The organism is Acinetobacter sp. AG1 (assembly GCF_001005525.1).
Taxonomy (GTDB): domain Bacteria; phylum Pseudomonadota; class Gammaproteobacteria; order Pseudomonadales; family Moraxellaceae; genus Acinetobacter; species Acinetobacter modestus.
Genome location: NZ_LBMZ01000107.1, coordinates 24435 through 39423, shown reverse-complemented (window position 1 = coordinate 39423; position 14989 = coordinate 24435). Strand labels below are relative to the sequence as shown.

At 38.8% G+C, this 14989-nt stretch carries 15 protein-coding genes; 10 read left to right on the top strand and 5 right to left on the bottom strand.

Features of this window, described 5'->3' with window-relative positions; genetic code table 11:
* Positions 1–80: 80 nt before the first annotated feature.
* Positions 81–1592, bottom strand: coding sequence for an aldehyde dehydrogenase family protein (locus AAV96_RS07790; protein ID WP_046738902.1), 1512 nt, complete (start codon positions 1590–1592; stop codon positions 81–83).
* A gap of 142 nt (positions 1593–1734) precedes the next feature.
* On the opposite strand from AAV96_RS07790, the gene AAV96_RS07785 reads away from it, so the two are divergent.
* The gene (locus tag AAV96_RS07785) at positions 1735–2916 is read left to right on the top strand and encodes a transcriptional regulator (RefSeq protein ID WP_046738901.1); all 1182 of its coding nucleotides are present in this window, start codon (positions 1735–1737) and stop codon (positions 2914–2916) included.
* Between the two features lie 364 nt (positions 2917–3280).
* On the opposite strand, the gene mdh is transcribed toward AAV96_RS07785, so the two are convergent.
* Positions 3281–4453, bottom strand: a complete 1173-nt coding sequence (gene mdh / locus AAV96_RS07780) for an iron-dependent methanol dehydrogenase (RefSeq protein WP_004660995.1) — start codon at positions 4451–4453, stop codon at positions 3281–3283.
* A 365-nt stretch (positions 4454–4818) separates the two neighbouring features.
* Here mdh and AAV96_RS07775 point away from each other — a divergent pair, with 365 nt between their 5' ends.
* Positions 4819–5331, top strand: coding sequence for a lipocalin family protein (locus AAV96_RS07775; protein ID WP_413772443.1), 513 nt, complete (start codon positions 4819–4821; stop codon positions 5329–5331).
* A 24-nt stretch (positions 5332–5355) separates the two neighbouring features.
* Here the strand turns inward: AAV96_RS07775 and AAV96_RS17960 are convergent, their stop codons facing one another.
* The 3 genes from AAV96_RS17960 to AAV96_RS07765 form a co-directional block, all read right to left on the bottom strand.
* Positions 5356–5517: a DUF2256 domain-containing protein gene (locus AAV96_RS17960; protein ID WP_081407485.1), complete on the bottom strand. Its 162-nt coding sequence runs from the start codon at positions 5515–5517 to the stop codon at positions 5356–5358.
* 2 nt (positions 5518–5519) lie between these two features.
* Positions 5520–7049: a cryptochrome/photolyase family protein gene (locus tag AAV96_RS07770; protein WP_046738899.1), complete on the bottom strand. Its 1530-nt coding sequence runs from the start codon at positions 7047–7049 to the stop codon at positions 5520–5522.
* Between the two features lie 146 nt (positions 7050–7195).
* Entirely contained in the window at positions 7196–7654 is a 459-nt protein-coding gene (locus tag AAV96_RS07765; protein WP_004661001.1) for a winged helix-turn-helix transcriptional regulator, read from the bottom strand.
* A gap of 166 nt (positions 7655–7820) precedes the next feature.
* On the opposite strand from AAV96_RS07765, the gene AAV96_RS07760 reads away from it, so the two are divergent.
* The 8 genes from AAV96_RS07760 to AAV96_RS07725 all read left to right on the top strand — a co-directional run bounded on the left by AAV96_RS07760 (position 7821) and on the right by AAV96_RS07725 (position 14450).
* Positions 7821–8687, top strand: coding sequence for a metal-dependent hydrolase (locus AAV96_RS07760; protein ID WP_046738898.1), 867 nt, complete (start codon positions 7821–7823; stop codon positions 8685–8687).
* A 16-nt stretch (positions 8688–8703) separates the two neighbouring features.
* Positions 8704–9639, top strand: a complete 936-nt coding sequence (locus AAV96_RS07755) for a metal-dependent hydrolase (protein WP_046738897.1) — start codon at positions 8704–8706, stop codon at positions 9637–9639.
* Positions 9636–10538 (top strand): alpha/beta fold hydrolase, encoded by a 903-nt coding sequence (locus AAV96_RS07750; protein ID WP_046738896.1) that lies wholly within the window; start codon positions 9636–9638, stop codon positions 10536–10538. The genes AAV96_RS07755 and AAV96_RS07750 overlap by 4 nt, the downstream gene beginning before the upstream one ends.
* Before the next feature lie 46 nt (positions 10539–10584).
* Positions 10585–11028 carry a PaaI family thioesterase gene (locus AAV96_RS07745; RefSeq protein ID WP_046738895.1) on the top strand — a complete coding sequence of 148 codons (444 nt, stop codon included), beginning with the start codon at positions 10585–10587 and terminating at the stop codon, positions 11026–11028.
* A 96-nt stretch (positions 11029–11124) separates the two neighbouring features.
* On the top strand, positions 11125–12273 hold the full coding sequence (locus AAV96_RS07740; protein ID WP_046738894.1) for a DUF6670 family protein: 1149 nt from the start codon (positions 11125–11127) through the stop codon (positions 12271–12273).
* Between the two features lie 42 nt (positions 12274–12315).
* The gene (locus AAV96_RS07735; protein WP_046738893.1) at positions 12316–12990 is read left to right on the top strand and encodes a glutathione S-transferase family protein; all 675 of its coding nucleotides are present in this window, start codon (positions 12316–12318) and stop codon (positions 12988–12990) included.
* Entirely contained in the window at positions 12987–13760 is a 774-nt protein-coding gene (locus AAV96_RS07730) for an SDR family NAD(P)-dependent oxidoreductase (protein WP_046738892.1), read from the top strand. Before AAV96_RS07735 ends, AAV96_RS07730 begins: the two co-directional genes overlap by 4 nt.
* Entirely contained in the window at positions 13761–14450 is a 690-nt protein-coding gene (locus tag AAV96_RS07725) for an SDR family NAD(P)-dependent oxidoreductase (RefSeq protein WP_046738891.1), read from the top strand.
* Positions 14451–14989: the final 539 nt, after the last annotated feature.

Below are 14989 nucleotides of genomic sequence, written 5' to 3'. Positions count from 1 at the left end.
AAAAGAGCAAGTACCGTAGCACTTGCTCTTTTCATTTGATTTTGGATATTTACTTATAGGTCAATATTGCTCTTCGTGTTTTAGAAGAAACCAGCAGGTTTAGTTGAATAACTCACCAATAAATTCTTGGTTTGTTGATAGTGATCTAACATCATTCTGTGGTTTTCACGACCAACGCCTGATTTTTTATAACCACCAAAAGCAGCATGAGCAGGATAGATGTGGTAACAGTTTGTCCAAACACGGCCTGCTTCAACTGCTCGACCAGCGCGGTATGAAGTATGTGCAGAACGAGCCCAAACGCCAGCACCTAGACCATAGATGGTGTCATTTGCGATTTTGATGGCTTCATCAAAATCTTTGAACGTTGTTACAGATAGAACTGGTCCAAAAATTTCTTCTTGGAAGATCTGCATGGCATTGTGTCCTTTGAAGACAGTTGGTTCGATATAGAAACCTTCACCCACTTCTTGTCTAGCACCACCACCTGTAAGAAGTTCAGCACCTTCTTCTCGACCCGTATTAATACAACGTAAGATTTTTTCCTGTTGTTCTAGTGAAGCTTGAGCACCAACCATTGTTTCAGTATCAAGTGGGTGACCTACTTTAATACGTTTCACACGCTCAATGGCTTTTTCTAAGAACTTATCCGCAATACTTTCTTGAACTAATGCGCGAGAGGGACAAGTACAAACTTCGCCTTGATTGAGTGCGAACATTGCAAAGCCTTCAAGTGCTTTATCAAGAAAATCATCTTCTTGATCCATAACATCTTCAAAGAAGATATTTGGAGATTTTCCACCGAGTTCTAAAGTGACTGGAATAATATTCTCAGTTGCATATTGCATGATCAACTGTCCAACTTGGGTTGAACCTGTAAATGCAATTTTGGCAATACGAGGACTAGTGGCAAGTGGACGACCTACTTCAGCACCATAGCCATTCACAACGTTTAATACACCAGCAGGTAGAATATCTTGGATCAACTCTAAAACGAGTAGAATGCCTACAGGTGTTTGTTCTGCTGGTTTTAATACGACACAGTTACCTGCTGCTAGTGCAGGAGCAAGTTTCCATGCAGCCATGAGAATTGGAAAGTTCCATGGAATAATTTGTCCAACGACACCTAATGGTTCATGGAAATGGTAAGCAATCGTATCTTCATCGATTTCTGAAATACCACCTTCTTGTGCACGGATACAACCAGCAAAATAGCGGAAGTGGTCAATTGCTAATGGAATATCGGCAGCAAGTGTTTCTCGAACAGGCTTACCATTATCCCAAGTTTCTGCAACGGCAAGATATTCTAGATTTTGTTCTAGTCTATCGGCGATTTTAAGTAAAATATTTGAACGTACTGTCGGAGAGCTTTTATTCCACTCAGCTTTGGCTTTGTGTGCTGCATCTAATGCGAGTTCGATATCTTCAACTGACGAACGCGGTATTTTTGTAAATACTTTGCCATCGACAGGTGAGACATTATCGAAGTATTCTCCTTTAATAGGTGCTACCCATTGACCGCCAATAAAGTTCTCGTATTGAGCTTTGAATTGAACCTTTGAATCAGGTTGATTAGGATCGACATAACGCATATATATATTCCTTTGCTTATAATTGATCTGTTAAGCATCTACAGCTTTGGTATAAGGTACTTTTGTACGCTATTTGATTAGGATATAGCTGGGAAGGTTGGAGAAAGGTTGGAAACCGTGGTCATTAGTAAGGGATACACAAATGTTTACAAAACGAGACCTATTACAACAACGAACATCAATTGATCAACTTAAACGACACAATAGTTTGTCGCCACAAAGTGCTGAAATGTTAGGACAAAGTATTGCCAGTTCTTGGCAACGCTCAGCATCTTCTGCTATTCCAAAAGAGCGCTTGGCTGCACCTTTATTGGCACAACATAAGAAAGCAAAAACGACTTTAGATTTAGCATTAGAAGCGTGCTCAAATGATCTCAGTCATATTGCCGCCCAATCATCTATGGTCATCGCCGTTGGAGATGTTGGGAGTACGATTATTTGGACTGCATCGAGCACGCAAATGCAAAGCGCGGCTGAAAAGGTACATTTTATTGCAGGCGGTCAGTGGGCAGAAGAAGAGGTCGGCACGAATGCCTTAGCGCTGTCTTTAAAGACCCAACAATCTAGTTGCGTGTTTTCAAATGAGCATTATATGGAGTCAGTACATGACTGGGTTTGTTATGCAGCGCCAGTGATTGATCCCTACTCCAAACAAGTGTTAGGTGTCGTGGATTTATCTACAACTTGGAAAAATCACAATACGCTCGGTGTATTGGCTGCTGAACGTTGTGCATCTATTATTCAAACTGCTCTGATTGAACAGCAACGTCAGCGTTTATATATCCGTGCTTTTGCTTCACCGCAAGTGATGTTTAATAATAAATCTTTGGTTTTAACGCCGCGTCAAATTGAAATTTTGGCAATTTTAGCGCTCTGTCCGAATGGTTTAAATTTAGAAAATTTACATCAAGCGCTTTATGGTGAGCGTAAAGTCAGTGTTGGAACGTTAAAGGCTGAGATGTCACAGTTGCGTGATATTTTGGGTGGAATGTTAGGCTCAAGACCTTATCGCTTACTGGCAAATGTAGAAGCTGATTTTTTGTATGTGGAACAAGCACTTGATTCGGGCTATATCGCCTCAGCATTACAATTGTATAAGGGTATCTTCTTGTCAAAAACAGAAAGTCCTTTCCTATGCGCATGGCGAGATTGTCTTGAATCACGTCTCAGTGATATGATTTTTAAAACCAAAGAAATCGATGTATTACTGAAACATGTAGCTCATTTTCCTGAAGCAATTGATGCCGTTGAAAGATTAATTGAATTGTTACCTTTAGATCATCCTGCTCATCAATCGCTGAGCAAATTCAGAGATATGTCATAACCACAGCGCATCTCAAATAAAATTTTATTTTATTATTCAATAACAATGGATGATATCTTTTGGGATGTCATTTAGCTCGCATTAGAAAATTTCGTTTAAAGACATGTCATCTAATCAAATCGAAAAACAATATAGTTGACTTAATTTAGTTCATAACTTTTAAACAATATAGTAGCGTTTGACCTTAGCAAAGACGCGGTTCATTTAGAAAAAATGATTCACAAGATCGCTGAAATTTGATTCGATTATGGATATTGAGAAGCTGAATAAAATAAAAAAAGGGAATACCTTTTGAGGGGTATTCCTAAAATTAAGTAAGCTAACGGTCGGAGAGATTCAGCTTACTTCTCGGGAAAAGCGAGGATTACAATGCTGCTTTAAAAATTTCTACAACTTGGGCATGAGTTGCTTTACGAGGGTTAGTCAGCATACAAGCATCTTTTTGAGCATTTTCAGCCATGATTGCAAGATCTTCTGTTTTTACGCCAAGTTCAGTTAAACCTGATGGAATATCGATAGAAGATGACAGTTCACGAATTGCATCAATTGCGGCGTAAGCAGCTTCAGTTTCTGTAAGCCCTTCAGTATTTACACCCATAAGTTCAGCAATTTTTGCATAACGATCTTGGCAAGAAATTAGATTGAACTCACATACATGAGGGAGCAATACCGCATTACATACACCATGTGGGAGATTATAGAATCCGCCTAATTGATGAGCCATGGCATGGACATAACCTAGAGATGCATTGTTGAATGCCATACCTGCGAGGTATTGTGCATAGCTCATTGCATCACGTGCTTCAATATTTTCACCATTTGCGACCGCAGGGCGTAACCATTGGCTAATCATGGTAATGGCTTTTTCTGCACAGGCATCGGTGATTGGGTTTGCTGCAGTCGATACATAAGCTTCAACAGCATGTGTAAGTGCATCCATTCCCGTTGCAGCGGTTAAACCTGCTGGCTTTGCAACCATGAGTTTAGGGTCATCGATTGCAATCAATGGAGTGCAGCGCCAGTCAACAATTGCCATTTTTACGTGGGTATCGGTATTGGTAATAATACAGAAACGAGTCATTTCTGATGCAGTACCCGCAGTCGTATTAATCGCAATAAGTGGGGTCATTGGTACTGTACTTTTATCAATACCTTCGTAGTCACGGATATGACCACCGCCAGCCGTGACGAGTCCAATCCCTTTTGCGCAATCGTGTGATGAGCCACCACCTAGAGAGACAATAAAGTCACAGTCATTGTCATTGTAGGCTTGTACGCCGTTATGTACATTGATGTCAGTTGGGTTTGGTTCCGCACCAGGGAAGATGTGGCTTTCAACGCCTGCATCTTTTAAATATTGTGCAATGGTGTCTGCAACGCCAAATTTGAATAAGCCTTGGTCAGTTACAATCAGCGCTTTTTTTGCACCGAGATTTTGTGCCTTTGTGCCAATTTCTTTTGCACAGCCTGGTCCGAAGAGAGATACACAAGGGATGTAAAAACCGTTAGTTTGATCTGCAATATTTTTAAAAGCCATGGAGCGATTCCTTCTTCCATATTCCATTGTTTGTTATTCAGTGATCTCATCACTGTAGGCTCAGTATGCAAGGCTTAAAAAATTTTCCTACCTACCAAAAACCTACCAAGAAATGTCTCAGACTGTTTAAATGAAATAATATGAATTTTTATCTCAGCGCAATCGATGCATATTAGACAGTTAAATATCTGTATTTTTACTGAATATTAATGTTGTTAAATAATTGTTTTTAAATGTAATAAAGAGTGAATCTCACATTTTATTCACGGTTTTATCTTTATAAATTGTTTAGTTAATTTTGATAAAATCAAGAGGATAAAATGAAAGCTAAAACTTTATTGGGCATGACAATATTGTCTGCTGCAATGACTGCTGCTGTAATACCAATGCAAGCAAATGCTGAAAAACCCTCTGCTGTCGATAAAATTGATGTGAATCAATATGTTGGAAAATGGTACGAGATCGCTCATTTACCAATGTACTTTCAACGACACTGTCTAAGTGATACGACTGCTGTGTATACGCTTAATCCTGATAAAACCATCGGGGTCTTAAATAGCTGTAGAACTAAAACAGGGCAAATGGATAGTTCACAAGGTGTGGCTTATCCTGCTAATAGTGGGAATAGTAAATTGAAAGTTAGTTTCTTACCTAAAGGTTTACGCTGGCTGCCATTTACGAAAGGCGATTATTGGGTTTTACGAGTAGATCCTGAATATAAAGTTGCATTGGTAGGCGGGCCATCGACGAAATATTTATGGCTTCTTTCTAAGACACCAACAATTGATGACGCTACTTATAATTCATATCTTGAAACAGCTAAACAACAAGGTTACGACTTATCTAAGCTCATCAAAACTTCTCATCGGACACCATAGGCTTTTAACATTTAATCAGGTATCTCAGTTGGATGCCTGATTTTTACTATTAGTTTTAGCTTGTGACTTACATTTTTTAGAGCAATATTGAACTTCATTCCAACATCGTTCCCATTTTTTACGCCAAGAAAATGTAAGGTGGCAATTTAGACAAACTTTCTCGGGTAAATGTATTTTTTTATGCATTTTTAGAGTTCTTCGATCTGATTTTGAAGATGGGAGGCACGTTTTAAAATACGATTTTGTTCAGATAATTCTAATTTATCCCACTGCTTATACATCATTGTCATTCGCTGATTTGAACTAAAAAAGACTCGATTTCGATGTAGAAAGTCCCAATATAAACTGTTGAATGGGCAACTATCATGGTCAGTTTTGGTTTTTACATTGTAATGGCAGTGTTGACAGTAATTAGACATTTTATGAATGTAATTACCTGATGCTGCATAAGGTTTACTTGCAACAAGACCAGCATCTGCAAATAAAACCATTCCATGAGTATTCGGAAGTTGTACCCATTCAAATGCATCAGCATAGACACTTAAATACCATTCATTGACTTGCTTGGGTGAAATGCCATTCAGTAATGTGAAATTACCAATCACCATCAAGCGTTGAATATGGTGAGCATAAGCATTTTCCAAAGAGTTTCTTAAACATTCATGCATACATTGCATTTTTGTTTCAGCAGTCCAAAAATAGCTGGGCAAGTCTCTTTCAGCATTTAATTTATTGAGATCACGATAATTCGGCATGCACAGCCAATAAATGCCTCGAATAAATTCACGCCAACCTAGTATTTGTCGAATAAAACCCTCCGCAGCGTTCAACGGAATTTGGTTATTGTAATAAGCTGATTCAGCAGCATCACATACTTCTTTGGGTGACAGCAATCCACAGTTTAGGTAGGGAGAAAGGAGGCTATGGAACATATAATCTTGTTGGTTGACCATAGCATCTTGATATTGACCAAAATGGACTAATTGATGTTGGATAAAATGGTCAAGGGCATGAAGAGCCTGTTGACGTGTAGTTGCCCAGTTGAAATGATCAATTTGACCAATATGATCTTGAAATTCTGCTTTAACTAAAGCGATCACATCCAAATCAATCTGGTCATGAGTAAAATCTAAAGTAGGAGGGGTGGAGGGGTTTCCATTCCACCTTTGACGATTATCATTATCAAAATTCCATTTTCCTCCAATTGGTTTATCCGCCTGCATCAAATAGCCTGTTTGTTGTCTTAACTTTCGGTAGAAAAACTCCATCCGTAGGACTTTGGCAGTTGAACTCCATTGTTTAAAAGCTTGAGTCGAAGAGAAAAAACGATCGTCTATAAGGATTTGTATGGGAATGTTGAGTTCTTTTTCCCAACTATTTTCGATTTGATGTTGTAAGCGGTATTCTCCACATTCGGTTATGACTAAAGCTTTTGCATCTTGTTTATCTAATTGAGATTTAATAAATTGAAGAAAATTGTTTGTTATTTTTGAACGGTCAAAAACTTGATAACGAACAGTCCATCCTTGTTGTTTAAGATGTTTGGCAAAATGCCGCATTGCACTAAAAATAAGTGCAATTTTCTGAGGATGATGTTTTACGTAGGTGGTTTCTTCAACCAGTTCTGCCATTAAAATCACATCTTCATGCTTATCAAGTAGTTTTAATGTGGCGATTTCTTCAGAGAGTTGATCGCCTAAAATTAAACCGTAGCGCATAAGCTTTCATGCTTAAAAATTTAAATATAATTTTTCTGCTGTAAAGTTCTTGTGAATACTGCAATTCTTTTTAATCGTATTGGATTGAGAGCTTTTAAATTAAGCAGTATGGGCATTTAAATAAACAGCTAAAACTTGAATATAGACTATGAAATATTCTCAGTGAAATAAACAGGTGACATCAAACGTGCATCTAATTTTTGACCGCAACAATTACAGCTCAGCGTTGGTTGAATGACATTGCCACAGCTTTTGTGTAAGTAACGAAGTTCTGGGAACTGTTTATCTTCATTCTGCCATAAATTCCCCCAAACACTCATTGAAACAATAATGGGATAAAGCGCTAACCCTTTTTCTGTCAGTTTGTATTCATAGCGTTTGGGAGCTTCGTGGTAAAGCACTTTTTCAAAAATCTTGTTTTCAACCAAGCGGTTAATACGCTCAGTAAGCAAGTGGCGCGTGATACCCAACTGTTTTTGGAAGTCATCAAAACGTCGTGTTGCCATAAAAGCATTACGAATAATTAACAAGGTCCAACGATCACCAAAAATGGATAATGTCCTTGCAATTGGACAGTTCATTTCGCCGAGTTCATGCCATTTCATTGCTTACACCATCGGTTTGTCTTTAGAGGAAGCAAGCTGTCATTTTAGGACAACTTTAGCCACCATCATATCTACTTTATTGACAAGCTATTTTAGCATAGTTATTTTGTTTGTATAAGTTCCTTTTTGGAACTTAATATTTTAAGATGAATTCTTGAGGTGAGTTATGTCTATGTCAGTGTTGAAAGAAAAATCAAAGCAAAAAACACCTGCATCATTCCCAGTACGTCGTATGGATTATGAGTTTCAGGATATGCCGAAGTATTGGTGTAATAATGAGCCAGCGTTTACCCATTATTTCACGGGCTTGTCTACACTGTTTCCAGAAGGAGAGTCTTATTTTGTGCGATCAGTTCGTGCCTTACGAGATCGAATCAAAAATAATGAACAGTTAGATCGTGATATTGGAGCATTTATTGGTCAGGAAGCCATGCATTCCAAAGAACATCATGCATTTCATCGTAGTGCGCAGCAGTATGGTTTAGATCCTGAATCATTAGAAAAAACCACAGGAATTATTCTGAAAGCGATTGAACGAACCTTTCCGAAAAAATGGAATTTATTGGTTACGGTGGGCTTAGAACATTACACCGCTGTACTTGTGGTAGAAATGATGAAAGATGTTAATGAACTCATGACTGATGAAACCATTCGGAATTTATGGTTATGGCACAGCGTGGAGGAAACTGAGCATAAAGCAGTTGCCTATGATATGTATGAATATTTATATGGCAAAGGATTGGGTGCTTATATCCCACGCGTTGCGATTTTCACTTTTAGTTTAGCCATGATTACTGTTATGTCGACAGTATATCAAGTGGTACTTTTGAAACGTGATCAACAACTATTAAATCTAAAATCATGGCGTAAATTTGCACAACATGGTAGAGAGAAATATAAAGTTTTTATCCCTAAATTTTTAGATTATTACCGCTTTAATTTTCATCCAAATGACAGTGATGAGTCTGAAATCGTCGCAAAGACCAAAGTAAAAATTGGATTATCCCAAGTCGAAAATCATTTACCTGCTTAATTTTGAGGAATAACCCATGCAATCAAAAGCATCAAAAGCAAGTTGGGCGATGATTCCTCGACAAGTGAAATTTGAATGGAATGACTCGCCCTTACATTGGATTCCACAAGATCCATTAGCCAGTCATGGTGTTAATCATTTTAGTTTTACCTTGGTTCGTGGTGAGTATTTTTTCTGTCGCATGTTCAATAAAGCTTTGCCGTTGATTGAAGATGAAAAATTAAGAGAAGATACCAATATCTTTATTCGACAAGAAGCTATTCATTCTCAAGCACATAAAGGCTCAATTGATGCGTATCTAGTGCGCTATGGTGTTGATATAGAGCAGCAATATAAACGTGTCGTCAATCTATTTGATCATGTATTAGCGGACAAACCTTTAGGGTTTAACTTACCGAAATCATGGCAAAGACCTTGGTTGAATGCACGTGTTGGGCTTGTGGCTGCTGCCGAACATTTTACTTCTGCAATTGGTCAATATGTTTTGACTCGTTCGGATTGGGAAGCTCGTGGGGGTGATCCTGTGGTCAGTGACTTATTCACTTGGCATAGCGCTGAAGAAGTTGAACATCGCACGGTAGCTTATGATGTTTATCAGCATATTTCGGGGAGTTATTTATTGCGTATTGCGGTGATGGCAGTGACAGCCCCTATTTTTACTTACCTGATGGCGGCGGGTACAGTACAACTTGCGCAAGATGATCCATTGATTCCGACGCAGCAAAAAAGCTTATGGCGACCCGCATTTTGGAAGGCTTGGCATCGTTCGGATTTAAATGGCTATATGCCTGGCCCTGTATGGTTTTTTACCACCAGTTTACGGTTCTTTAAACCCAATTATCACCCGCTTTACGAAGCTTCGACAGAGCTTGCACAAAACTATTTAGCTCAATCTGCGGGTGTACTTGCTCATCAGCAAAAAGCAGAGGCTTTGATACAGGTGCAGTCATGAATCATTTTGAAAAAACTAAGCGTTATGTGCATTCAGGCAATATTTGTTTGGCTGCTTATCATTGGGGGCGTTTAGAAGAGGATCGAGAAACAATCGTATTGGTACATGGTTATCCTGACGCTGCCGATGTCTGGCAATTAGTTGCAGAACGTTTAGCAGTTGATTTCAATGTGGTTGCTTATGATGTAAGAGGCACGGGTTTATCTGATATTCCTGAAACCACGCAAGGCTATGCTTTTAATTATCTAGTACAAGACTTATCTCAAGTTATTCAAGCAATGAGCCCAGATCAAGCCATTCATTTAGTTGGTCATGATTGGGGTGCTTTGCAAGCTTGGGAAGCCGTATTAGGGGATCGTTTAAAGCCTCAAATTGCCTCTTATACCGCATTAGCACCGAGTGCGGATCATGTGGGGTGGTGGTTTCAGCGTCAATTGGCTCAACGAAATTTTCAAGGCTATTTAAATGTCGCTAAGCGCATAACCGCCTCTGGTTATATGGCAATGTTTCAGATCCCAATATTGCCAGAACTGACGTGGCATTTAGGTTTAGATAAGTTGTGGTCAACGCTTGTGGGTTATTTAGAAAATACCACAGTCGAAGCAAGCCCAACACAACTGAGAAATGCAAAGAGTGGTTTGGGGCTATATCGTCAGAATTTAGTAAAACCACTTTTGAATCCTTCACGTCGTCGCACCAGCATTCCTGTACAAATGTTATTGATGAATCAAGATCCGTTTGTGCCCTTGTCATTGAGCCGAGGTATGGAAGAGTGGGTTGAGGATATTCGCTATGCCGAAGTGAGTGCAGGGCATTGGGGTATCTTGAGTCACCCGCAACCAATTGCAGAAAAAATTCAGCAATTTGTGCAATCCATTTCACAGCGTAGATCAAAGTAAATTGCTTAAACATTTTATTTCACAACAGCATAAAGAGATTAAATAGATGAAAACTCCAAATCAAATGACGGGTTTAGAAATTATGCAAGCGTTTCAACAAGGTTTAGTACCACCACCAGGAATTGCTAAAACAATGGGTATGGAAGGTGTTGCTGAAGTTGAATATGGGCGGATTGTATTTATTGCGACTGCTGATGAAAGACATACCAATCCTTTAGGGGGCGTACATGGCGGTTTTGCTGCGACAGTATTGGACTCTGTTACAGGTTGTGCAACGCATACCGTTCTAGCAGCAGGTGAGGGCTATGGTACGACAGATTTAGCCATCAAAATGTGCCGTCCAATGCCATTTAATAAAAAACTTATTGCTGAAGGAAAAGTGATTAACGTTGGACGTAATTTGGTGATTTCCGAAGGCTATCTGCGTGATGAAGAAGGAAAGCTGTATGCTCACGCCACAGCAACCAATATGATTGTTCGTCAAAAATAATCAACCAAAAAGAAGGTATAAAAACCTTCTTTTTTCACTTTCGCAATTCAATTTTTGAAAGAGAAATAAAACATTTTTGATGAATTGAGAATAAAAATGATCTCTAAACAAATTCAATCTGAAATTCCAGTTACGGTAACAGGACGAATGTTGCCGAATAGTCGTAAAGTTAAACATGGGATTAAAGATCATGCGATCGGTTTATTGACTCAGGCAGCAAGTCGTATCATGGGGGTTGCTCGTCCAAATCAAGATATTCCGTATCCCGGCCCAGATTTTTATCAAGCCATTAATAATCCTTTTCCATTTAAAGGCACTCATTTTGGCATCATGATTGCTGATTTACCCGCACCCCATTATTTTCTAAGTTTTGCTTCAATTCTTGGCATGCTTGGGTTAAAAGTGGTAGACGCTGATGCTTTCGTTGATCCTAAAGATGGACCATTAAATACAGCAGTTTTGGTTCATGGCACTGCTTTGGCAAATGAAAATGCTTTTTCGAGTTATTCGATTCAGCATGATATGCAATTTGATCCACAAAATAATTTAATCAGATTTGGTGAGAATGCGGAAATATCAGGGCAGTATCCTCATTTTCGATTAGTGAGTCGTAGAGAAGATTTTACTGTCGATTTAAAACTCACAGCCACCGGTGCAAACTCGTGGTTTGCCCACAGTGCGATTTATCAGCACATGAGCCTATTGATGAATTATGAGGGCGAAATTAGCTATCGAGATCAGACGCAAAAAGTATCAGGTTTAGCCACATGGGAACATTGGAAAGCACCTTCATTGGCATATCCATTCAATAGAACTATTCCAAAATGGTTGAAGATTCCTGCGGATTTCTTTACTTATCAAGTTTTGACGATTGATGCAACAACACAATTATTGTTGGGCTATGTGACTATTTTAGACCATTCAATTGCAGCGTTTGCGATGTTAAGACAAGCAGATGGAACAGCTATTCATTTAGATGCAGATGTACATTTTGAAGTATTGAGTTTACAAGTTGAAGTTGCGCAGGGACAAGATGGCAGTTTAATGAGTTTGCCTAAAACATTTAAGTGGCAAGTCATAGATAAAGATAAAACCTTACTTTTCGATATCAATGCTACTGTCGATACGCCAATGCTTTTTGGTTTAGCGACTGGCTATGTGGGAGGGTATCACTGGTACGGTAGTAGATCAGGAGTCACTATACAGGGTCGTGGTTATATTGAGTATATTGATCAGCGTGACTAATCTAATCGTGATAAAGACATTAACTTACAGGAAACAAAAATAATGGTTACTTTACATCAGTGGGAAATTTCACCTTTTTGTCAAAAAGTCGCAAGAATGCTGAGATTCAAAGGGATTGAATTTGAAACCATCAATTATAACGGTGTATTGGGCGCTAAAGTTCCAATGTTGAGTAAGGTTGGGAAAGTACCCGTACTGGATATTGATGGTCAACGCATTCAAGACAGTACTCGAATTGCGCGTTACCTAGATGAGCGATACCCTGATTTACCTCGTTTGTATCCAGTAGATCCTTTGCAAAAAGCCTATGTTGAATTATGGGAAGATTGGGCTGATGAGTTGCTATATTTTTATGAAATTCATTTCCGAGTGAGTGATGCCGACGCGCTTAATCATGCCGTGGCAATTAGTGCTGAAGGTCGTCCAAAGCATGAAGTCATTTTGATGAAACCGTTACTAAAATCAGCGCTGAGTTTGCAACTAAAAATGCAAGGGACAGGGCGTATGGCAAAAGCAGATATTGAGGCTGAGTTTATTCGACATTTAGAACGCATCGAATTGGTTTTAAGCAACACAGGTTGGCTCGTTGGGGATGTGCAAACACTAGCTGATATTGCAGTTGGCTCACAGCTTTTAGAAATCGTGCGGACGAGTAAAGTATGGGGTGCAAAAATTAAGAGCTATCCTCACATTGCGAAATGGATTGTTCAATTATGAGTGTGCCAAGTAACAGCTTAAAACTAACTGATCCTATACCATGTGCAGTGGTGATTGGTGTAGGTGCTCAGCAGGGCATTGGTGCAGCCGTCGCACGACGTTTTGCTGATGCAGGTTTAAAAGTCTATGTGGTTGGACGTACGTTGCAGAAGGTTGAAAATGTCGCTGCTGAAATTCGATTACATGGTGGAACAGCGATTGCAAAATCTTTGGATGCTGAAGATGCTGCACAAATTCAGATTTTATTTGATTCGATTACGCATTCAGGGGAAGAGATAGCTGCAGTGATTCATAATGTTGGCGGTAATGTTCCTTCAATTTTTCTAAAAACGTCGCTCCAGTTTTTTACGAAAATGTGGCGTTCTACTTTTTTATCTGCCTATTGGGTATCGCAAAGTAGCTTAAAGATTTTTGAGCAGCAACAAAAGGGCACTTTGATCTTCACTGGAGCAAGTGCCTCAATGCGAGGAAAACCATTTTTCGCAGCATTTACTATGGGGAAGTCTGCATTAAGATCATATGCTTTAAATCTCGCACAATACTATAAGTCGCAAAATATTCATGTGGCGCATGTGGTCGTTGATGGCATGGTCGATGGTGATCGCGTTAATAAAGCTTTGTTTGGTTTAGGACGTTTGGCTCGGTTGACGCGTGGAACGGGTGGTTTAAATATTGAAGCAATTGCTGAAAATTATTGGATGCTGTATCAACAAAGTAGTGATTTATGGACACATGAATTGGACCTACGTCCATATCAGGAGCGGTTCTAAATGAAGAAAATATTCACACGATTGTTTCAATCACATTTCAAGCAACAGTCTTGTATTGTTCTCTTCGGCGATGATATTCAAGCCTTGAGCCAAGTTTGTATCGAACAGCATAAGCATAAAGCAATACATGTTTATCAGGTCTTACATGATGCCAATCAAAAATCGGTAAAGATTGAATCTCAAAATTCTGAATTGACGTTTGTCTCTTTGAACTTAATCAATCAGGCGGCTTTAAAAGATTTGATGCAGCATATTCGACGGCAAGCACATCAGATTGAACTATGTATATTTCAACCTAGCTTTCTTCCATATCCTCAAAAAGAAGCTGACTTAACTCAACAGATTGAACAGCAGTGGCAAAATACGGGATTGAGTGCAGTCAGTGTTTCACAAATCATGATCAAGCAGATGCTTCGTCAGCAAGGTGGCACATTGATTTTTCTTGGAGGGCAACCGACGATGGCAGCGCATATCGATCTTCTAAGTCAAAGCATGTTTGCAGGTGTTCGAGCATTATCACAATCGTTGGCGAGAGAGTTTCATCCGAAAGGCATTCATATTGCGTACTGTATGCTGCCTGATTGGGATAGCCAAAATAGGTCTTTGATGACATCGGTTCAAAATGTTTGTTGGCATATTCATCAACAACCTGAATCGACTTGGAGTCAGGAACTTAGTATTAATATTTAGCCAATGTTGCATGTGATGATAAATGAAAAGCAAACAGTTTCTATGTGGGCTGCATTAATCATCTAATTTTTTTGGCATAGCTATTGCTTGATGCTGGTTGAAAAATATCTATGCCCAGACTCTAGAAATAGATACAAAGTATTTTTCGTCTGATCCGTTCTTGAAACATATTTCACGATATTTTTGTATTTTTGGAGTGCAATCTTTTGCTTATCGCTATATTTTCGAGAATATATCGTTAAGTATGAAGTATATTTTATCGTTCTGATTTCAATAAAATTAGAATCTTTAAAATGCGATCTTTGCAAAAGGGGAAAAGGTTTCATAATTTGGATTGCACTAAATTGAGCTGTTTTTAATTTCTGCACCAAACTGGGAAGAACTCACATTAGGTGAAATGGAATTTCATCATGCTATGAGATTTTATTTTGATTCATAACACCATTAAGAATAGCAAAGTACTAATCTCTGTTATTTTTAGCATATTTTTATCTTTCGATATGTTTTTTAAAATATATCGATTTATGAGGGAAAAGTGG

What these genes read in the sequence shown, in the direction of transcription:
- AAV96_RS07730 (WP_046738892.1), top strand. Translation starts at nt 12,987, where the DNA reads ATGAGTGTGCCAAGTAACAGCTTAAAACTAACTGATCCTATACCATGT.
- AAV96_RS07760 (WP_046738898.1), top strand. Translation starts at nt 7,821, where the DNA reads ATGTCTATGTCAGTGTTGAAAGAAAAATCAAAGCAAAAAACACCTGCA.
- AAV96_RS07775 (WP_413772443.1), top strand. Translation starts at nt 4,819, where the DNA reads ATGACTGCTGCTGTAATACCAATGCAAGCAAATGCTGAAAAACCCTCT.
- AAV96_RS07725 (WP_046738891.1), top strand. Translation starts at nt 13,761, where the DNA reads ATGAAGAAAATATTCACACGATTGTTTCAATCACATTTCAAGCAACAG.
- AAV96_RS07745 (WP_046738895.1), top strand. Translation starts at nt 10,585, where the DNA reads ATGAAAACTCCAAATCAAATGACGGGTTTAGAAATTATGCAAGCGTTT.
- AAV96_RS07765 (WP_004661001.1), bottom strand. Translation starts at nt 7,654, where the DNA reads ATGAAATGGCATGAACTCGGCGAAATGAACTGTCCAATTGCAAGGACA.
- AAV96_RS17960 (WP_081407485.1), bottom strand. Translation starts at nt 5,517, where the DNA reads ATGCATAAAAAAATACATTTACCCGAGAAAGTTTGTCTAAATTGCCAC.
- AAV96_RS07755 (WP_046738897.1), top strand. Translation starts at nt 8,704, where the DNA reads ATGCAATCAAAAGCATCAAAAGCAAGTTGGGCGATGATTCCTCGACAA.
- AAV96_RS07785 (WP_046738901.1), top strand. Translation starts at nt 1,735, where the DNA reads ATGTTTACAAAACGAGACCTATTACAACAACGAACATCAATTGATCAA.
- AAV96_RS07750 (WP_046738896.1), top strand. Translation starts at nt 9,636, where the DNA reads ATGAATCATTTTGAAAAAACTAAGCGTTATGTGCATTCAGGCAATATT.
- AAV96_RS07735 (WP_046738893.1), top strand. Translation starts at nt 12,316, where the DNA reads ATGGTTACTTTACATCAGTGGGAAATTTCACCTTTTTGTCAAAAAGTC.
- AAV96_RS07790 (WP_046738902.1), bottom strand. Translation starts at nt 1,592, where the DNA reads ATGCGTTATGTCGATCCTAATCAACCTGATTCAAAGGTTCAATTCAAA.
- AAV96_RS07740 (WP_046738894.1), top strand. Translation starts at nt 11,125, where the DNA reads ATGATCTCTAAACAAATTCAATCTGAAATTCCAGTTACGGTAACAGGA.
- AAV96_RS07770 (WP_046738899.1), bottom strand. Translation starts at nt 7,049, where the DNA reads ATGCGCTACGGTTTAATTTTAGGCGATCAACTCTCTGAAGAAATCGCC.
- mdh (WP_004660995.1), bottom strand. Translation starts at nt 4,453, where the DNA reads ATGGCTTTTAAAAATATTGCAGATCAAACTAACGGTTTTTACATCCCT.